Annotated in this window: 15 protein-coding genes; 13 read left to right on the plus strand and 2 right to left on the minus strand. The window is 74.5% G+C overall.

The window, feature by feature from the left end; genetic code table 11:
- Positions 1 to 2,519: DUF11 domain-containing protein (locus IF19_RS0133485; RefSeq protein ID WP_032788710.1), on the minus strand; the 2,519-nt coding region annotated here is incomplete at its 3' end.
- Between the two features lie 314 nt (positions 2,520 to 2,833).
- Positions 2,834 to 3,556 (minus strand): helix-turn-helix transcriptional regulator, encoded by a 723-nt coding sequence (locus IF19_RS0133490; RefSeq protein WP_030118747.1) that lies wholly within the window; start codon positions 3,554 to 3,556, stop codon positions 2,834 to 2,836.
- Between the two features lie 239 nt (positions 3,557 to 3,795).
- Between IF19_RS0133490 and IF19_RS0133495 the strand changes: the two genes are divergently transcribed.
- The 13 genes from IF19_RS0133495 (at position 3,796) to IF19_RS0133555 (ending at position 18,506) form a co-directional block, all read left to right on the plus strand.
- A complete protein-coding gene (locus tag IF19_RS0133495; protein ID WP_030118746.1) occupies positions 3,796 to 5,088 on the plus strand; it encodes a COG1470 family protein in 1,293 nt (430 codons plus the stop codon).
- A gap of 821 nt (positions 5,089 to 5,909) precedes the next feature.
- On the plus strand, positions 5,910 to 7,466 hold the full coding sequence (locus tag IF19_RS0133500) for a phage tail sheath family protein (protein ID WP_030118745.1): 1,557 nt from the start codon (positions 5,910 to 5,912) through the stop codon (positions 7,464 to 7,466).
- A gap of 76 nt (positions 7,467 to 7,542) precedes the next feature.
- The gene (locus IF19_RS0133505) at positions 7,543 to 7,983 is read left to right on the plus strand and encodes a phage tail protein (RefSeq protein ID WP_007457189.1); all 441 of its coding nucleotides are present in this window, start codon (positions 7,543 to 7,545) and stop codon (positions 7,981 to 7,983) included.
- A complete protein-coding gene (locus IF19_RS0133510; RefSeq protein ID WP_030118744.1) occupies positions 7,980 to 8,492 on the plus strand; it encodes a hypothetical protein in 513 nt (170 codons plus the stop codon). Before IF19_RS0133505 ends, IF19_RS0133510 begins: the two co-directional genes overlap by 4 nt.
- A complete protein-coding gene (locus IF19_RS1000000137885; protein ID WP_018492281.1) occupies positions 8,489 to 8,647 on the plus strand; it encodes a DUF6760 family protein in 159 nt (52 codons plus the stop codon). The genes IF19_RS0133510 and IF19_RS1000000137885 overlap by 4 nt, the downstream gene beginning before the upstream one ends.
- Positions 8,648 to 11,414: 2,767 nt before the next feature.
- Positions 11,415 to 11,894 (plus strand): hypothetical protein, encoded by a 480-nt coding sequence (locus IF19_RS1000000138575; RefSeq protein WP_050494084.1) that lies wholly within the window; start codon positions 11,415 to 11,417, stop codon positions 11,892 to 11,894.
- A 104-nt stretch (positions 11,895 to 11,998) separates the two neighbouring features.
- Positions 11,999 to 12,424: a phage tail protein gene (locus tag IF19_RS0133525; RefSeq protein WP_030118741.1), complete on the plus strand. Its 426-nt coding sequence runs from the start codon at positions 11,999 to 12,001 to the stop codon at positions 12,422 to 12,424.
- Between the two features lie 120 nt (positions 12,425 to 12,544).
- Positions 12,545 to 13,264, plus strand: coding sequence for a CIS tube protein (locus IF19_RS0133530; protein ID WP_030118740.1), 720 nt, complete (start codon positions 12,545 to 12,547; stop codon positions 13,262 to 13,264).
- Positions 13,264 to 15,045 (plus strand): VgrG-related protein, encoded by a 1,782-nt coding sequence (locus tag IF19_RS0133535; RefSeq protein ID WP_030118739.1) that lies wholly within the window; start codon positions 13,264 to 13,266, stop codon positions 15,043 to 15,045. Before IF19_RS0133530 ends, IF19_RS0133535 begins: the two co-directional genes overlap by 1 nt.
- A 131-nt stretch (positions 15,046 to 15,176) precedes the next feature.
- Positions 15,177 to 15,494, plus strand: coding sequence for a PAAR domain-containing protein (locus IF19_RS0133540; RefSeq protein ID WP_030118738.1), 318 nt, complete (start codon positions 15,177 to 15,179; stop codon positions 15,492 to 15,494).
- Positions 15,491 to 15,964: a GPW/gp25 family protein gene (locus IF19_RS0133545; RefSeq protein ID WP_030118737.1), complete on the plus strand. Its 474-nt coding sequence runs from the start codon at positions 15,491 to 15,493 to the stop codon at positions 15,962 to 15,964. The genes IF19_RS0133540 and IF19_RS0133545 overlap by 4 nt, the downstream gene beginning before the upstream one ends.
- Positions 15,964 to 17,925 carry a putative baseplate assembly protein gene (locus tag IF19_RS0133550; RefSeq protein ID WP_030118736.1) on the plus strand — a complete coding sequence of 654 codons (1,962 nt, stop codon included), beginning with the start codon at positions 15,964 to 15,966 and terminating at the stop codon, positions 17,923 to 17,925. Before IF19_RS0133545 ends, IF19_RS0133550 begins: the two co-directional genes overlap by 1 nt.
- The gene (locus IF19_RS0133555; protein ID WP_030122038.1) at positions 17,922 to 18,506 is read left to right on the plus strand and encodes a phage tail protein; all 585 of its coding nucleotides are present in this window, start codon (positions 17,922 to 17,924) and stop codon (positions 18,504 to 18,506) included. The genes IF19_RS0133550 and IF19_RS0133555 overlap by 4 nt, the downstream gene beginning before the upstream one ends.
- Positions 18,507 to 19,083: the final 577 nt, after the last annotated feature.

A 19,083-nucleotide genomic window follows, 5' to 3' on the forward strand; every position in this document is an offset into this window, starting at 1 on the left:
GGGGTGGAAGGCGTCGGGGTGGGGCTGGGCGTGGGCGGCGGGGGGTCCTCGACCGGGATCTCGGTGCCGGTGGTGTTGTCCGTGGGGTTGGGGTCGATGACGGCTCCGGTGACGGACCAGATGATCCGCTGGGGGCCGGGGGTGACGCCGGTCAGACGGGCGACGACCTCCACGCTGCCGCCCGGCGGGACGATGCCGACATCGCACTGGGGGGTGCCGGGGGCGCAGGTCGCACCGTCGGTGGTCAGCTCCTCCAGCCGTACGCCGGGCGGGGCGTCGACGGTGAGGGTGGTGCCGGGCGAGGGGGCGGGGCCCCGGTTGGTGACGGTGACGGTCACCTCGGCGGTGGAGCCGACCTCCACGGGGGGCCGGGCGGGCGGTGCGGTGAGCGACAGGTCGACGGACTGCTGGAGGGTCGGTTCCTTCTGCCGTCCGGCGTGCGCGTTGTCGACGGGGGCGAGGGCGCCGGAGGCGATGTCGAGGGTGGCGAGCTGCTCCGGGGAGTTCGGGGCGAGTTCGCGGCGCGCGGTGAAGACGAGCCGGTCGCCGCCGGGCGTCCAGGCGACGTCGCGCGGCTGGTGGGGGCCGGTGGCGGAGGTGTCGGGGATCGGCAGGTCGCAGCCGGCGGGGTTGTCCTTCTGGACGGAGGGCAGGACGACCCGGCAGCCGCCGCCGCGCAGCGGCTTGATGAGGACGCCGGCCCGCTGGTTGACCCTGCCGCCGCCGTCCTTGCGGTTGAACGCCACCTTCAGGCCGTCCGGGGAGAACGCGGGGCTGTCGTCGATGACCTCGCAGGCGCCGGGGCAGATGGTGGCGCTGAGGTCCCGCTGGCGGCCGAGGTCGGCGACGGGCACGACCCAGATGTGCTTGTTGCCGCCGTTGCCGTTGATGGTCTGGCCGCGGGTGAAGGCGAGGTTGATCCCGTCGGAGGACCAGGTCGGCTGGGCGTCGGCGCCGGTCCGCTGGCCCTCGGGCGGCCGGACCTCGTCGAGGATCCTGCCGCTGGCGACGTCGGCGATGAGGATGCGGCTCGGGCCCGCCGCGTCGCCGGTGCCGCCGGGCGAGGTGCGGGTGAAGGCGAGCTTGGTGCCGTCGGGCGAGAAGGCGGGGTCGGTGTCCCAGTCGTCGGCACCGCGTCCGGCGAGCGGCAGCACCGCCGCGTTGCCGCCGTCGGCGTCGGTCATCCAGATGCGCTCGACGCGCCCGGTGTCGGTGTCCTCGAAGCGGGTGACGACGATCCGGCGGCCGTCGGGGGTGTAGCTCTGCCGCTCGGTCCAGGGGTCGTAGCCCGGCGCCGGGTTGAACAGGGGGTCCACGGCGGGGTCGTCGTTGGTGCGGGCGGCCGGGTCCTCCTTGAGGATCGTGACACCCAGGTCGCGGGGGTCGGAGCCGTCCTGGCGGACGTCCTGGAGCGTCACGATCCGCGAGGCGGACAGCAGTTCGCCCTCCTTCTTCACCTTCTCGGGGTCCGGGGTGATCCGGGACACGACGACGGTCCCGGCCGGGGCGAACCAGGTGGGCGGCCCGACCTCGCGGTCCTCCTTGACCAGTTGGTCCGGCCCCTTGCTGCCGTCGAAGGCGGTCACCTGGTAGACGTGGTCGAAGTCGTCGCAGCCGCAGGTGTGGTACGGGCTGAGGAAGACGACCTGCTTGCCGTCGGGCAGCCACGAGGCGGAGCGGGTACCCCACTCGGCGTGGCCGCCGACCAGCAGCGGGCGGTCGGTGCCGATGCCTTCGGTGGCCCGCAGTTCGGTGCCGTCGTCGACGTCCGGGTCCGGGTCGGTGGTGAGGGTGTACGCGACGATGTCCCGGTCGGCGGGGTCGGTGCCCGGGTTCCAGGACGGCTCGGTGGCGTCGCCGGCCGGCCCGTCGCTGATCCGGGTCTGCGGGCCGCCCTCGGCGTTCCGTACGTACACCTGCCATCCCCGTACGGCGTCGCCGTCGCAGGCGTACGCGAGGCGTGTGCCGTCCGGGGACCAGGTCGGGGAGTTCTCGTTGTCGGGGGTGTCGGTGAGCCGGCGCAGGCCGGTGCCGTCGACGCCGACCGACCAGAGGTCGCGCTGGACGCCGCCGCCGGGGCCGGGCTCGGCCGAGTCGAACACCACGGTCCGCCCGTCCGGGGAGAGTTCGGGGCGGGCCGCGTCCCGGTCCGTGGTGAGCCGGCGCACCGAGCCGTCCGCGCCGCGCACGTACACCTGGGGCCTGGGGCTGTCGCGCAGGCTGGTGAAGACGAGGACGCCGCCGCGGGCGGAGGGGTCCTGGTCGTAGTGGGCGGGCCCGTCACCGAAGAAGGGCTTGGTGCTGATCGTGTCGCCGGTCGCCTGCCCGAGGCTGCGGTGTTCGGTGCCGGCGAAGGCGATGCGCCCCGCCTGGTCGGGCGCCGCGTCGGCGGCGGCGACCGCGTCGCCCGCCCGGTCGGGGGCCGCGGCGGCGCCGACCAGCAGCGGCGCCAGCAGCACCACCGCACCGATCAGCCGGGCCGCCCGGGAACGCTTCGCCGGGCCAGCAGTGCCGGTCACGGCCCACCTCACAGTCTGTCGATGACTCTCCACCGGCCAGCCTCGCGTGCGCACGGGGCGCGGGACAGGCCGCGAGTACCCGGAACGGGGGAAGCGACCGTTGCCCTTTGCGGCGCGGGGCGGGCCGGGCTCGGTGGGGTCGGGCCGGGCGCGTGGGGTGCGGGCCGGATGCACGGGGGTGCGGGCCGGGGCGTCGGCCGTTCGTCGGCGGGGCCCGGGCCCCGGCCCGACCGGCGCCCCGACCCGCACGCCGTCCGCTGATCAGCCCGCTCCCCGCCCCGCTCCCCGTCCGCAGATCGGCCCGCGTCCCGTCCTCAGATCAGCCCGTGCCGCATCGCGTACCCCACCGCGTGCGCCCGGTTGCGCAGTTCGAGCCGGGTCGCCACCTCATGCAGCACGTTCTTGACGGTGCGTTCCGAGTACGAGGTCTTCTGCGCGATCTCCGCCGTGTCGCAGCCCTCCGAGACCAGCCGGATCATCTCCGCCTCGCGCGCGGTGAGCGTGGAGAGGGTGAGTCCGCGCGGGTCGAGGACCGTGCGCTGGAGGGAGCTGACGTGGTCGAGGAGCTTGCCGAGCAGGTCGCCCGGGAGCACGCCCTCGCCGTTGGCCATGGCGCGCACCAGGTGGACGAGCCGGTCCTGGTCGGCCTCGCCGCGCCGCAGGACGGCGGCCACCCCGCACTCGATCATCGTCTGGAGGGCGCCCGACTCGAAGAAGCCCACGACCAGCCCGGTACGGGTGGAGGTGTTGCGCTGGAGGCGGTGCAGGAGCTGGACGGTGGCCTCGCCCACCGTGTCCACCACGACCAGGGAGACCTCGGCGCGGTCCGCCTCGGCCTCCGGCAGCAGCTCTATCTCGGGCCGCACCCGCAGTTGGTGGATCATCCCGGTCTGGAGGATCAGGTCCTCCGCGTACACCGCCACCGTGACCCTGCCGCCGGGCGCCCCGGGCGTGCCGGGCGAGCGGTGGCCGGCCGGGTCGGTCCTGCGGTACTGCCCGCGTGTCGCCGTGCCGTTCGTCGTGTCCGTGATCGTCATCGTTCCGTGCCCGTCTTCCTCAGGTACTTCAGCCCGATATGCCGTCTGCCGCTGGTGGTCGCCTCCGTCGGCGGGCGTCAGGGGGCGCGGGCGCGCGCCGGGGACGCGGGGGCACCGGGGCGGGGGGCCCTCGGGGCACCGCGGCTGCCCGTCCTCTGCCCTCGCGTCTCTGCTGCCGGGCGGTGCGTGCGGCCTACCGTCGCAGCGTGACCACATCTGCCGAACTCGCAAGCCCCGCGGTGACGGTGTCGCCGGGCGGCACCGCGACGACCACTCTGACCGTGCGCAACGACGGTGACATCGTCGAGGCCTACACCCTCGAAGTGGTCGGCGACTGCGCCGCCTGGACCACCGTGGAGCCGGCGCGTGTGTCGCTGTATCCGGGCACGTCCGAGACGGTGGCCCTGACCTTCGCCCCGCCCCGCTCCCCCGACGTCCGGGCGGGCGAGACCCCGCTGGCCGTACGGGTGCTGCCCGCCGAGCGACCCGAGTCGGTCGTGGTCCCCGAGTCGACGGTGACCGTGGAGCCCTTCCACGAGCTGCGCGCGGAGCTGGAGCCCCGCCGCCGCCGGGGCTGGCTCGGCGCCCGGTTCCGTACGGCCGTGCAGAACCGGGGGAACACCCCGGTCGACGTCGCTCTCGCGTCCCGGCAGGACGGGGAGGACCTGCGTCTCGTCTTCGCGCCGGACACCAAGCGACTGGAGCCCGGGGAGTCGGCGGAGTTCGGGCTCAAGGCCCGGGCCCGGAAGCTGATCTGGTTCGGCGAGCCCGTGAGCTGGCCCTTCGATGTCCTGGCGACCGGGGCCGGCGAGCGGAAGACCGAGGAGGAGCAGCCCGGCGGGCCCGAACCGCTGCCCGGCGAGTTCGCCCAGATACCGGTTCTGCCCAAGTGGCTGCTGATCGTGCTGGCGGCGCTGCTGGCGCTGCTGCTCGCATGGTTCGCCCTGGTGCGTCCGGCGGTGCAGAGCACGGCCAAGCAGGCAGGGGCGAAGGCCGCGCAGGAGGAGACCGAACGGGGCAAGGAGCAGGGGTCGACGCCGCCCGGCGGCGCGGAGAACCCGTCCGGCGGCCAGGGAGAGGGGACCGGTCCGGACGGAACGGGGCCCGGTTCGGGCGGTTCGGGTTCGGGCGGCTCCGGCTCCGGCGGCGGCACCGGCGGGAGCGGAGGCGGAGGAGGCCAGGCGTCCCGGACGATCGACGTGCAGACCCGGGCGGGGGCGACGGAGGAAGGCTCCTACAAGGTGCCGGCCGGGAAGGTGTTCAAGATCACCGACGCCGTCGTGGCGAACTTCCAGGGCGACGAGGGCCTCGTGACGATCTCCTTCGGCGAGAACAAGATCACGACAATCGCGCTGGAAACCTTCCGCAACCAGGACTATCACTGGGTCACCCCCATTCAGGTTCCGGAGAACGCCACCGTCACCGCTTCCGTCACCTGCGCCAAGCCCGGCACACCGGCCACCGGAACACAGGCTTCCGGATGCCATCAGGTACTGAATGTCAGCGGCGAGCTGAGCGATCTCGCACGGTAGAACAGCCGAGAACAACGCGAGAAACAGCCGCGCCGGGCGTTCTGCTTCCCCTCCCGTCGAGACAACAGCAGAAAACCGGCCGAGGGGAAACCCGGCGCGGCGGGTGATGGCGTATTCGCCCTCCCCAATGCCCCAGAGGTCTCGACCAGTTCGGTCGCCCGCGGCCTCGGCGGCAGCGGAAGAATATCCGCATCCTGCGGCCGTGGGAGCGAACTGTGCTGCTCAGCACAGGTGCTGACGGCTCGTGCGGTGCCGGCCGGTGCCCGTTCGGAGCGCTTCCGTGCCCGTTTCCGCCGTCCGATCCCGGCCGAATCCACCCGTCCCTCCAGCGCATTCTGGCCGAATCGCATCACCTGGGGACACATTCCCGCAGCTCCGGGACGGATCTCACCCCTCCTCGGTTTACCGCGAAAATGAGATACCGAACACAGGGGTTCCCCGGCGTGGCGGTCTCCCATTCCGCCTTCCGCGCGGCGACTTCTTCCCGCCTTCCGCGCAGAGGCGCCCGCCCTCTTCCCCCCAGAGGCGTGCCGACTTCTTCCGGGAACGCACGCCGACTTCCTCCACCAAGGAAGGGCAAAGAATCCCGTTCCCTTACACGACGTTCTCGTTCTCGTCATACGACCGACATGAAGCAGGCCGGAAACGGTGAATCGGGGCCGCGCGTCCGGGCCGCGTCCGCCGAGGGCACCGACACCCCGCTCCGGCGTCCCGGAAGGGCAGTCTCGTTGCCCCGTGTCCAGGACTCCGGGACCTACTCCCGGTCCGCGCGGCCCGTCGAGACTGGGCGGTGATCGAGTGACCGTCCCGAAGGAGCGAGCATGCCGTCGTACCTCACCCCCGGTGTTTACGTGGAGGAGGTGCAGTCCGGAGCACGGCCCATCGAGGGAGTCGGCACCGCGGTCGCAGCCTTCGTCGGCTTCGCCGGTACGGGCCCCTTCCACCAGCCGACACTGGTGACCAACTGGGACCAGTACGTCCAGACGTTCGGCGCCTTCACCGCCGACACCTACCTGGCGCACGCCGTCTACGGCTTCTTCGCCAACGGCGGCGGCGCGGCCTACGTCGTGCGCATCGGCGGCCCCGCCCAGGGCGCCGAGGACGCGCAGGGGGCGGGCCGCGGCGCGGTCGCACCGGCGGACCCGGCGCCGGTCGCGCTCGGCGGGTTCCTCATCTCCGCCAAGCCCGGCACGGGCGAGGGCCTCTCCGTGGAGATCGCCGACGCCGAGGGCGAGAACCCCCCGGAGGACCGCTTCCGGCTGCTGGTCCGCCAGAACGGCAAGGTCGCCGAAACGTACGACGTCTCCACCCGCAAGAACGTCAAGGGTTACCTGGTCACCCAGACCCGCGACTCGCGACTGGTCCAGGTCGCCGAACAGCCCGGTACGGCGCAGAGCCGCCCCGAGAAGCAGACGGTGGCCCTCGCCCCGGCGGCGGCCACGGCCGCGCCCGGTTCGGGTGTGGCCCGCCTCGACGCCTCCGAGTACGTGGGCGACGCCTCGGCCCGTACCGGGTTCGCGGGCCTCGAAGCGATCGACGAGATCACGATGGTCGCCGTCCCCGACCTGATGAGCGCCTTCCAGCGGGGCGACATCGACGCCGAGGGCGTCAAGACGGTGCAGCTCGCGGTCATCTCGCACTGCGAGCAGATGGGCGACCGGGTCGCCGTCCTCGACACCCCGCCCGGCATGAACGCGCAGCGCGTACGCACCTGGCGCAACGAGGACGCCGGCTACGACTCCCGCTACGCCGCCCTGTACTACCCGTGGGTCAAGGTCTTCGACCCGGCGAGCGGCCGCAACTCCCTGGTCCCGCCGAGCGGTCACGTGGCCGGCGTCTGGGCCCGCAGCGACAACGAGCGCGGGGTGCACAAAGCCCCGGCCAACGAGGTCATCCGGGGCGCGGTGGACCTGGAGATCCGGCTCTCCAAGGGGGAGCAGGACCTCCTCAACCCGATCGGCGTGAACTGCGTGCGCGCCTTCCCCGGGCGCGGCATCCGCATCTGGGGCGCGCGCACCCTCTCCTCCGACCCGGCCTGGCGCTACCTGAACGTCCGCCGCCTCTTCAACTACCTGGAGGAGTCCATCCTCCTGGGCACCCAGTGGGTGGTGTTCGAGCCGAACGACGACCGCCTCTGGTCGAGCATCCGGCGCAACGTCACCGCGTTCCTCACCGAGGAGTGGCGCCGGGGCGCGCTGTTCGGCCGCACGGCCGAGGAGGCGTTCTACGTGCGGTGCGACCGGAGCAACAACCCGCAGGAGTCGATCGACCTGGGCCAGGTCGTCTGCGAGATCGGGGTGGCGCCGGTGAAGCCCGCCGAGTTCGTGATCTTCCGGCTCTCCCAGTTCTCCGACAGCACCAGTCTCGTCGACGAGTGAGCGCGCGGTCCTCCCGCAGGACCGCGCCACGGCGCACCGCAACTTCCCTTCCGATAAGAACAGGTGACACACAGTCATGGCAGAGGGCGACGCTCTTTCCACCCACGTCTTCGGCGTTCAGCTCGGCGGCTACCTCGTGGAGTCCATCCAGGAGATCAGCGGCATGACCGTCGAGGAAGAAGTCGTCGAGGTCCGTCAGGTGACCGCCGAGGGCAAGCAGATCATCCGGAAGCAGCCGGGGGCCCGCCAGGCGGGCGAGGTGACGATCACCCGCGGGCTCGACAAGAGCAGCGAGTTCACCACCTGGATCAAGGAGACCCTCAACAACGGGGCCGTCGACACCGCGCGGCAGAACCTCACGATCGAGATCAAGGACTCGACCGGTGAGACCGTCCGCCGCATCCAGCTGATGCAGGGCTGGGCCTCCAAGTGGGAGGGTCCCTCCCTGAAGGCCGGCGAGTCGAGCGCGGCGACCGAGACGGTGACCATCACCTTCGAGGAGATCGTGGTCGAATGAGGCGCCGGACCGTCACCCCGGGTGCGGGCCTCGAAGAGGTCCTCGACCAGATGGCCGCCGCACCCGCGCGCGAGGAGGCCGCCCCCGCCGCCGCTCCGGCGGCGGCCCCGGCCCCCGGCCGCCCCCGTGAACGGGACGCGCTCCAGACGGAGTTCGCGTTCGAGCTGCCGCGCGGATACGTGGACGACGAGGGCCAGGTGCACCGGAGCGGCACGATGCGGCTCGCGACGGCGCGGGACGAGCTGCGCCCGCAGATCGACCTGCGGGTGAAGGAGAACCCCGCGTACCTGTCGGTGGTGCTGCTGGGCCAGGTGATCACCCGGCTCGGCCCGATCACCGATGTGCACGCGGGGATCGTCGAGCGGATGTACGCGACCGACGTGGCGTTCCTCCAGGACTTCTACCGGCGGATCAACAGCGAGGGCCACACGCACGCCGCGGTGACCTGCCCGCTGTGCCAGGGGTCGTTCGAGGTGGACCTCTCGGGTGGGCGCCTGGGGGAATCGTGACGTACGCGCTTCCCCGGCTGCGGGAGGAGATCGCGTACGTCGCCTACCACTTCCATTGGCAGCGTGAGGACATTCTCGACCTCACCCACGCGGAGCGTCAGCAGTGGGTGCGGGAGATAGCGCGGATCAACACCCGCGTCAACGAAGGCGGGTGATCGTGTGGGGCTCGGGGACTGGCTGCGCCGGGCGGACCGGCGGCGGCCCGGCGCGCCCGGCCTGCCGGACGGCGGGCGGGGCGGGGACGGGTTCGCAGCCGGGTCGGGGGCCTCTGTCGGCACCGGTACACCGGGGACGCCTGACGAGGAGAGCGGCAGCGGCCCCGGGGCCGGGCCGGGTTCCGGTGGAAGCTCCGGGTCCGACGGCGGTGGCTGGGACGGTGGCTGGCGGCGGGTGGCCCCGCCGGAGGTGACCGTCGCGCGGGCCTCGATCGGCGTGAGCGACGGGCTGCGGTTCCGCGCACGGCTGGCCTCGTGGCAGAACCCGGCCCAGCAGGGCGAACTCGGGCACGCCGTGCTGCCCTCGGCCCCGGTCGGCCTCATCCACGGCGTCACCCGGCCCGGCTCCGCGCGCCCTTCGACGTCCCCCGGCGGACCGCTGCTGCTGCGCGCCGTCCGCCCCGCCGACGCCGATGACCCCGCCGACCCCTCCGCCACCGCACCGGACCTGCCGCCCTCCTCGGCAGGACGGCACGCCGCACGCCGTACGAGGTCGGGGGCGACGGCCCCGGCGTCCCCGACGGTCCAGCGGTCGACGCGGACGAGCGGGGCGCGTACGCCAGGTGCGACGACCCCCGGTTCGCCGTCCGGCACTTCGGGTTCGGCAACCCGGTCGTCGGGTACGCCGGGAACGGCCGGCCGGTCGTCGTCGGGCGCGCCGGGAACGGTCAGCCGGTCCTCGTCGGGCACCTCGGGCGGCGGGGCCGGTCGGGAGGCCGGGACGCCGTCGGCGCGTACGGCCGGTTCAGGTGCGGCCCCCTCGTCGGCACCCGCGTCCGCCGACTCCCGCGACGGGTCGCGCTCTTCCGGCGAGAACAGCCGTACGGGAGCCGCCTCCGGCCCTTCCGTACGGTCCACCCTCGGCGGCGAGGACGCGGCTTCCTTCATACGTCCGCCCGCGCGGCCCGCCGCCGTACGTCCGCAGCGCATCGCGCCGCCGATGATCGCCGCCCGCCGTCCGACGATGCCGCTGCGGCAGATCGCGGGGTTCGCCCCCGCCGCCGCAGCCGCCCCACCCGCCTCTCCGTCCCGGACATCAGGTCCGGCCTCTCCGTCCCGGACATCAGGCCCGGCCTCTCCGCCCCGGACATCAGGCCCGGCCTCTCCGCCCCGGACGTCGGGGCCGAACCCTCCGTCCCACGCGTCAGCGTCAGGGCCGGACACGTCCCCCGCGATCCAGCGAGCGACGTCCGCGCGACCCGGCGCACCGGATCGGTCGAGCGGCACAGGCCCGGCCGCCCCGGACGGCGAGGCCCCGGCTCCCGGCACCCCTCCCGCCACCCGGCCGGCTCCCGGGGCGATCCGCCCCGCGCTGGGCAAGCCGCTGCGGGAGATGCCCGCCGGGGCCCGACCCGCCGACGCGGCGGGAGCCACGGGCACCGTTCCCACCGCGCCCGCTCCGACGCCCCCGGCGGCGGACCTGCCGGTGCTCCAGCGCCGGACGCCGGACCCGCAGGCCCCGGCCGCCGCACCGACCACCGGACAGGCCACCGCACCGGCCTCCGGACCGGTCGGGCCGACCGGGTCCCCGTCCCGGCCCAGCCGCTCGGCAGCCACGCCCCCTTCGCCCTCTCCTTCCGCCCCTTCTTCCTCGTCCTCGTCCTCGTCGAAGTCCGCTGCGCCTTCCCCGTCCGTTCAGCGCGCGCCGGCCACGGGCCCGGCGCCCTCCGGGGGCGCCCGGGCCCGGGTGCGGGGCGGGATCGGTACGCCGCTGCCCGCCCTGCCGCCGACCGCGCGGCTCGGCGGGGACGCGCCGCTGCTCGGCGACCGCCGCGCGCCCGGAACCCGGCCGGACACCGGGCGGGGTCCCGACCCGGCGACGGCCGACGCCCCGGGCTCCGGACCCGTCGCGCCGACCCCTCCATCGACGCGGCCGGACACGCCCGCCGCGATGCCCGTACGGTCGGCCGCCGCACCGGCCTCCGTGCCGAGCACCGCTCCCGACGCCTCCGCTGTCCCCTCATCCGCACCCGGTGCGCCCTCCGTTCAGCGTGCGGCGGCCCCCGGAGGCTCCGCCGGTACGCGTACGAGGTCGGCCGCCGCCGCTCCCCCGCCCCCGGTACGCATCCGGCCGGTCGAGCGGCCCCGCGCGGCCGCCCAAGGCCCCGGCGTCCTGGCCCCGGCGCCTCTGGTCCAGCGGGCGCGGACCCTGCTCCCGAACCGTGGGCTGACCGTCAACACCGGCTCCGCCGAAGGGTTTTCGGCTGCCCCGATCCCGACCGCGGGCGGCTCCGCCCCGCGTCCGGTCGTGGCGGCGACCTGGCGGCGCGACCTGCCGCAGCCGGACGCCGGCACCGGCCCGGCACCACGCGACCCCGACCCTGCCCCCGCCTCCGCCTCCGGTCCCGGTCGTCCCAGCCGGAGTCAGGGCCGGGACCGGGGCACACCGGCTTCCGGTTCCGGGCGGACCGGGGCGGGCCCCTCCACGCGTTCCGGCCCGGCGCCCGGCCCCGTGGTCCAGCGCTCGACGGCTGCTCCGGCTCCGGCGCTCCCCCGCACGCGGCGCCAGTCCCCCACCGCATCCCCGGCACCCGGGCGGGCGCACGACCCCGCTTCACCCCCCGCCGTCCAGCGCACCGCCACCGCGCCGCCGGCCCCGGCAGGCCCCGCCGCGCCGCTCCCCCACGTCCAGGCCGCCCGCCCCGGCCCGCCGTCGGCCGCCCCCGGGGTCCCGGCCGCCGCGCCCACCGCTCAGGGTGCGCGCGCCGTGCCTGTCGTCCGGCCGCATCCGCCCGCCGCGCCCCGGGCCGCCGACGCCGCCGTCCCCGTACAGCGGCTGGCCCTCCCCGTGGTGCCCGACTCCGCAGGCCCCCCGGCGCCCGCCCCGGACGACGCTCCGGGCGGGCCCCCGCCGGGTCTCTCCGTGCGCGTGCCACCGCGCACGCCCGCGCGGAGCCCCGGCGCGGGGCGCCCGGAGACCAGAGCGCAGGCCGTCCAGCGCGCGGCGGCGGACGCCGGGATCACCGGCGTACCCGTCCGGGCCGCGCCGTCCAAGCCCGTGGTCCAGCGGACGGGCCCGGAGGCCGGGGCCGAGGACACGCCCGACGCCGCCCCGGCCAACCGGATGAGCGGGGCGGAGGTCGAGGAGCTGGCCCGCCGCCTCATCGACCCGCTGAGCCGGCTCCTCCGCGCCGATCTGCGCCGGGGCCGGGAGCGCAGCGGCCGACTGCACGACGGCCGCCGCTGACGGTCCGCCACCCACCGCCCGGCCACCGACGACGACCACAGGCTCCCGGACCGCCCCTCGGCCCGCAGGCAAGACACGAGCAGCAGGACAGACGAGAGAGACGCATGACCGACAACATCTTCGCGACGAGCGTGTTCTTCAAGCTCGCGATCGGCGGCAGCGACCTGGGCGCGTTCCACACCTGCTCGGGGCTGGGCGCCGAGGTGGAGATGGAGACCTACGCCGAGGGCGGCAACAACGGGTTCACCTGGCATCTGCCCGGCCGGATCACCTGGACGAACATCACGCTGACCCGCCCGGTGACCGCCGACACGATGAAGATCGCGCGGTGGCTGAACGAGACGATCCGGCGGGTCGAGCCCAAGGACGGCGAGATCGTGGCGCTACGGCCCGATCTCAGCCGGATCATCAGCTGGCAGGTTCACGGAATCGTTCCGGTCCGCTGGCAGGGCCCGTCCTTCGACCCGGCCGACTCCCAGGCGGCGATCGAGACGTTGGAGATCGCGCACGAGGGCCTGGAACCCTCCTGACAGACCGCCGCGCCCGTCCGGCAGCACCCGGAGACAGACCCGGCAGTGCCCGGAAAACAGACCCGGAGCAGACCGGAGCAGACCCGCAAGCAGTCACGGAACCAGGAAGGGAGGAACGCCGTGTCACCCGCTCTCCGCGCGAGCCGCGCCCGTGCCCAGCTGACCATCATGGAGCCGCCGTCGACGGTCGGCGCCAAGCCGGGCGGAACGCTCGCCCGGCTCACGTTGCAGTTCAACCCCGCGAAGCTGTCGCTGAGCAAGACCACCGAGTGGCGGCGCACCCCGTCCCGGATGGCCGGGCAGTCCGCGCTGCCCGAGTTCGTCGGCAGCGGGCCCCGCGCCCTGTCGCTGGAGGTGTTCCTCGACGCCACCGCCACCCACGACAACTCCGTGGAGAAGGCGGTCGAGCAGTTGATGACCGCGTGTGTCCCCACGCCCAGCAGTCTCGCCCGCAAGACCCCCGCCAGCCCTTGGGTGCGGTTCGACTGGGGGACGTCGAAGACGACGTCGTTCGACGGGGTGCTCTCCAACCTCTCGGTCTCGTACACGCTGTTCGACGTCGACGGGAAGCCGCTGCGCGCCACCTGCTCCCTGTCGATCGAGGAGGCGAGCGTCGATCCGGCCGGGCAGAACCCCACCTCGGGGTCGAAGGAGGCGCGGCGCACGCACCGGGTGGTGGCCGGGGACAGCCTGCCGCTGCTGGCCTGGCGGGAGTACGGGGACGCCACCGCGTGGCGGACCATCGCGCACGCCAACGACATTGACGATCCGATGCAGTTGACGCCCGGACGTGAGCTGCTGGTGCCCGGACGGGACGCCCGCCCCGGAGAGGACGTGTGATGAGCGGGACGAAATCGCCCGGCCGGTCCTTCGCGGCCGACCCGATCGTGGAGGCGCCCGCCGAGCTGCCCGCCGCCTGGGCCACCCAGTTGGTGAGCTGCGTGGTCGACGAGAACGTGGGGCTGCCCGACACGGCCGTCCTGATGTACCGGGACCCGGACCACACGTTCCTCGCCAAGACCGGTATCGGCATGGGCACTCCGTTGAGGATCTCGGTCGTGACCGTCCAGGACCGGGCGCGGGAGCGGCTGTTCACCGGGGAGGTCACCGCGATCGAGCTGGACACCGACACCACCGGGTCGTTCACCGTGGTGCGGGCGTTCTCCAAGGCGCACCGGCTCCAGCGCGGCCGGAAGGTGGAGGCGTACCGGAACATGAAGACGGCGGACATCGTCCGCAAGGTCGCCGCCGGGGCCGGGCTCGCCTGCGGAAAGGTGGAGGCCGCGTCGATCACGTACAAGCAGCTGACCCAGCCCAACGTCTCCGACTGGGAGTTCCTCCAGCACCTGGCCGCCGAGAGCGGGGCCACCGTGCGGGTGGACGACAAGGGCGTGCTGCAGTTCACCAAGCCGGATCCCGCGTCCTCGGCCCCCTCGCCGTCGACGTCCGCCACGCGCAACCCGATGGTCCTGGAGTACGGGAACAATCTGCTGGCCCTGCGCGCGGTGCTGACCGGGGCCGACGGTTCGGACAGCGTGGAGGTGCGCGGCTGGAACGTCGACACCAAGACGCGGCTGGTGGCGCGGAAGCAGTCCGTGCGCAGCGACACCGTCGCCCCGGGGATGAGCCCGTCGACGGCGGCCAAGATCTTCGGGTCCGGCTCGCGGACGACGATCGCCGACACGCCGTACCGCACCCAGGCGGAGACCCGGGCGGTGGCCGGTTCGCTGGCCGCGTCGGTGAGTGCCGGGTTCGGCGAGGTGGAGGCGGTGGCCTACGGGAATCCGAAACTGCGGGCGGGGGTGCCGGTGGCGCTCGGCAACGTGGGCCCGGCGTTCTCCGGCCGCTACACCGCGACCGCCGCGCACCACGTCCTCGACCCGGACACCGGATACCGGACCACCGTGCTCGTCAGCGCCTCGCCGGACCGCTCGCTGTCGGGGCTGACGGGCGGCGGGAACGCCCCCTCGCGCGGACCGCGCATGCCGGGTCTGGCGATCGGCGTGGTCACCGACATCCGCGAGGAGGGCCGGGGCCAACGCGGCTGGGTACGGCTGAAGTTCCCCTGGCTGGACGACACGTACGTCACCGACTGGGTCCGCACCGTGCAGTGGGGCGGCCAGGGCGGGGGCGGGGTGTTCAGCCCGGAGGTCAACGACGAGGTGCTGGTCGGGTTCGAACAGGGGCTGCTGGACAGCCCGTACGTGCTCGGCGGGCTGTACAACGGCGTCGACAAGCCGTCCCCGCACGACGTCCCGCTCGTCGATCCGACCAGCGGGAAGGTCAACCGCCGTTCACTGGTGTCGCGTTCGGGCAACCGGCTGGAGCTGCTCGACGCCCCGCGCGGTCCGGCCGGGGTGCGCATCGCGACCGGTGACAAGCGGCTCGACGTCGTGCTGGACGAGAAGAAGGGGGAGATCACGCTGACGGTCAAGGCACGGGGCGGTGTACGGGAGTTGAGTTCGGTGACCCTGTCCTCGTCGGGCATCACCCTGGACGCCGGCGCGACGGGCGACGTGACCATCAAGGGCCGTTCGGTGAAGGTCAACGGGAAGACGGGGGTCACGGTGGACGGCGGTCTGCTCGCGGTCCTCAAGGCCAAGCTCATCAAGATCAACTGACCGCCGCACCCGCCCGCGCCCACCCTGTCCGCTCGCATCCACCCCGTCCACCCGGCCTCTCACGGCCCCGCTTCCGCACCACGGCCCCGCGCCCGTACCACGTCCGCACCACAGCAAGGAGAACCCCGGCCATGCCCCCCGCAGCCCGTACGGGCGACAGCACCGCACACGGCGGCCTCATCGGCACCCCGCCCCCGGGTGCGCCGGCCGTGGCCACCGTGCTCATCGGCGGCCGGCCCGCGGCCGTCACCGGAAGCCTGCACGCGTGCGTCGTCCCCCCGCACGCGCTGCTCGGACCCGGCAACGTGATCATGCCCAACCCCGCGGCCGCGATCGGCGGCGCCGTACTGATCGGCGGGCTGCCCGCGGCCCGCATGGGCGACAAGACCTCCTGCGGGGCGCCCATCGTCAGCGGAGCGTTCAACGTCCTGATCGGGGGCCCGATGTGAGCGGCGGCGGGTTCATCGGGCGCGGCTGGGGCTTCCCGCTGCGGACCGGGCCGACGGGCGGGATCGCCCTGGTGGAGCGGGACAAGGAGATCGAGGAGGCCATCGGGCTGATCCTCGGGACGGCGCCCGGCGAGCGGCCGATGCGCCCCGACTTCGGCTGCGGGATCCACGAGTACGTCTTCGCGCCCGGCGACGGGGCGACGGCCGGGCGGATCGCGCAGGAGGTCCGCGCCGCGCTGGAGCGGTGGGAGCCGCGCATCGAGGTGACGGACGTGGTGGTCGCGTTCGACGCGGTCGAGGAGGGCACGCTCTACATCGACGTGCACTACACCGTGCGGGCCACCAACGACCTGCGCAACCTGGTCTTCCCCTTCTACACGATCCCGTCGTCGGAGGCGGGGCCGGAGTCGGAGCGGCCGGTGCCGGACGGGCCGGCGTCGCGGGCCCGGCGTGAAGCGGGGGCGCGCTGATGGCCCTGCCCTCCCCCAACCTGGACGACCGCCGCTTCCAGCAACTCGTGGACGAGGCCAAGCGGTTCGTGCAGCAGCGCTCCCCCGAGTGGACCGACCACAACGTGTCCGACCCCGGGGTGACGCTGATCGAGACGTTCGCGTACATGGTCGACCAGTTGCTGTACCGGCTGAACCGGGTCCCCGACAAGAACTACGCGGCCTTCCTCGACCTGCTGGGCGTGACGCTGTTCCCGCCGACCGTGGCGCGGGCCGAGGTCGACTTCTGGCTCTCCGCGCCGCAGCCGGAGACCGTGCACCTGCCGGCCGGCACGGAGGTGGCGACGGTGCGCGGGGAGACCGAGGAGCCGGTGGTGTTCTCCACGGTGGAGGACCTGCCGATCGTGCCGAGTTCGCTGGTCCGGCTGGTCACCGCGCCGGTCTCGGGCGACCAGACGGACCGGACCGGGCCGCTGGGCGCGGGCAAGGACGTCCCGTGCTTCCAGTCGCGCCCGGAGCCCGGCGACGCCCTGCTGTTCGGGCTGCCGACGGCGGTGCCCCGGTGCATCGTCGCCGTGCGGCTGGACAGCCGGGTGGAGGGCGTGGGCGTGGACCCGCGCCAGCCTCCGCTGGTGTGGGAGGCGTGGGACGGGGCCCGCTGGGCGACCTGTGCGACCGGCGTGGACAGCACCGGCGGGCTCAACCGGCCGGGCGAGGTCGTGGTGTTCGTCCCGGCCGGGCACACCGCGTCGGTGGTGGCCGGGACCCGGGCGGGGTGGCTGCGCTGCCGGGTGACCGCGCCGGAGCCGGGACAGCCGTTCTACTCGGAGTCGCCGACGATCCGGGAGGCCGAGGTCTTCACGGTCGGCGGCACGACGGCGGCCGAGCACGCGGAGACCGTCCTCGACGTGCCTCTCGGGGTGTCGGAGGGCGTCGCCGGGCAGCGGTTCTCGGTGAGCCGGGCGCCGCTGCTGCTGGACGGGGACCCGCCGGTCGTCCAGGTCTCGACGGACGAGGGCTGGCAGGTGTGGACGCCGGTCGAGCACTTCGGCGCCTCCGGGCCCGGTGACCGGCATGTGCGGATCGACGCCGTCGCCGGGGAGTTCGCGTTCCCGCCGGAGGTGCGGGAGCCGGACGGCACGATGCGCGCGTACGGGGCGGTGCCGGAGAAGGGCGCCCAGCTCCGCATCCCCCGCTACCGCACGGGCGGCGGGGCCGCCGGGAACGTCGCGCGGGGCGCGATCTCCGTGCTGCGCAGCTCGGTGCCGTACGTCGCGGGCGTGGACAACCGCGAGGCGGCGACCGGCGGCGTCGACGGGGAGACCGTCGAGAACGCGAAGGTGCGCGCGCCCAACATCCTGCGGGTGCAGGAACGCGCGGTCACCGCCGAGGACCACGAACTGATCGCCCGGGAGGCGGCCCCGTCGCTGCGCCGGGTGCGGTGCCTGCCCGCGGTGCCGGGCGAGGCCGGTGCGGTGCGGGTGCTGGTGGTGCCGGACGCGGTGCCCGACGACGACGGGCACCTGCGGTTCGAGCAGTTGATCCCCTCCGACGCGGTGCTCGCGGCGGTCACCGAACGGCTCGACGAGCGGCGGCTCGTCGGCACCCGGCTGATCGTGGAGCCGCCCGCCTACCAGGGCGTCACGGTCGTGGCCCGGCTGGTGGCCGCGCCGGCCGACGTGGACCGGGTGCGGGCGCAGGCGCTGGAGGCGCTGTTCCGGCACATCGACCCGTTGCGGGGCGGGGCGGACGGCCGGGGGTGGCCGTTCGGGAGGGCCGTGCAGTACGGGGAGGTCTTCGCCGTGCTCCAGAGCGTGGAGGGGGCGGGGCTCGTGGAGGACGTCCGGCTGTTCCCGGCGGACCCGATCACGGGGCGGCGCGGGGCGGCGGCGGACCGGGTGGACGTCGCACCGGGGGCCCTGGTCTTCTCGCACCAGCACCAGGTGGTCGTCACCGCGAGCGGGGCCGGTGAGGTCGTATGACGCGGGCTGCGGTGCCCGGGCTGCCCAGCCGGTACCCGATCGGCGATCTGCTGCCCGCCCTGTACGCGGACGACGATCTGGCGCAGCGGTTCACGGCGGGGCTGGACACGGTGCTGGCCCCGGTCCTGTCCACGCTGGACAACCTGCCCGCGTACGTCGATCCGGCGCTGGCCCCGGCCGACTTCCTGCCGTGGCTGGCGTCCTGGGTGGGAGTGGAGGCCGATCCGGCGTGGCCGGTGGAGCTGCGGCGCGCGGTGATCGCGCGCGCCGTCGAGCTGCACCGGTGGCGCGGCACCCGGCGGGGGCTCGTCGAGCGGCTGCGGCTGTGCTGCGGGGTGCACGCGGAGGTCCGGGACGGCGGGGGCGCCGCCTGGTCGGCCGAACCGGGCGCCGCCCTTCCGCCGCCGCCGGCCGGGGAACTGCTCGTCCGGGTCTGGCCGGTGCGGGCGGGGGCTCCGGTGGACGCGCACCGCGTCCACGAGGTCGCCGCCGGCTGCTGCCCCGTCCACCTCGGCTGCCGGGTGGAGGTCCTGCCGGGCCCGCCCGAAGGGTTCGACACGCCAGAACAGACAGGAGGCTGACGCGATGCGTTCGTGCCCGGCGTGCGGTACGGCCAACGGCGAGACCGACGACTTCTGCGGCAACTGCGGGAGCTACCTGGGCTGGTCGTCCCAGCCCGTACGCCGCTCGCGCACACCGCTGCCGGACCCGGAACCGGAACCCGTCCCGGAACCGGAACCCGATCCGGCCCCGGCACCGCGACCGGAGCCAGGGCCTGCGCCGGGCCGCCCGGCGCCCGTGCCCGAGGCGGCGCCGAAACCGGCCCCGGCCCCCGCGCCCACACCCGCACCGAGCCCCGGTCCGGCACCGGAGCCGGCTGCCGGCCGCGCGCCCGAGCGCGCATCGCGACCGGACCCGGAGCGCGTACCGGAACCGGAGGACGCACCGGAACCGGCCACCGCACCGCAGGCCGTGAGGGACGCGGCCCCCGCGCCTCCGACGACGGCGCCGGCCCCCGTCGCACCTCCCGCGCCGTCCGCACCCCCGGCGCACACGCCGGGGCCACCCGCACGCGCGGAGCAACCGCCCGCACCCCCGGTACGACGGCCCTCCCCGCCCCCGGCGCAACCCCTCACGCCACCCACATCACCCATGCCT

Source organism: Streptomyces californicus (assembly GCF_000717645.1).
Classification (GTDB): domain Bacteria; phylum Actinomycetota; class Actinomycetes; order Streptomycetales; family Streptomycetaceae; genus Streptomyces; species Streptomyces californicus.

Coding starts and splice junctions, on each gene's coding strand:
- IF19_RS0133525 (WP_030118741.1), top strand. CDS start 11,999: ATGACCGACAACATCTTCGCGACGAGCGTGTTCTTCAAGCTCGCGATC.
- IF19_RS0133555 (WP_030122038.1), top strand. CDS start 17,922: ATGACGCGGGCTGCGGTGCCCGGGCTGCCCAGCCGGTACCCGATCGGC.
- IF19_RS0133505 (WP_007457189.1), top strand. CDS start 7,543: ATGGCAGAGGGCGACGCTCTTTCCACCCACGTCTTCGGCGTTCAGCTC.
- IF19_RS0133500 (WP_030118745.1), top strand. CDS start 5,910: ATGCCGTCGTACCTCACCCCCGGTGTTTACGTGGAGGAGGTGCAGTCC.
- IF19_RS0133490 (WP_030118747.1), bottom strand. CDS start 3,556: ATGACGATCACGGACACGACGAACGGCACGGCGACACGCGGGCAGTAC.
- IF19_RS0133540 (WP_030118738.1), top strand. CDS start 15,177: ATGCCCCCCGCAGCCCGTACGGGCGACAGCACCGCACACGGCGGCCTC.
- IF19_RS0133510 (WP_030118744.1), top strand. CDS start 7,980: ATGAGGCGCCGGACCGTCACCCCGGGTGCGGGCCTCGAAGAGGTCCTC.
- IF19_RS0133550 (WP_030118736.1), top strand. CDS start 15,964: ATGGCCCTGCCCTCCCCCAACCTGGACGACCGCCGCTTCCAGCAACTC.
- IF19_RS0133535 (WP_030118739.1), top strand. CDS start 13,264: ATGAGCGGGACGAAATCGCCCGGCCGGTCCTTCGCGGCCGACCCGATC.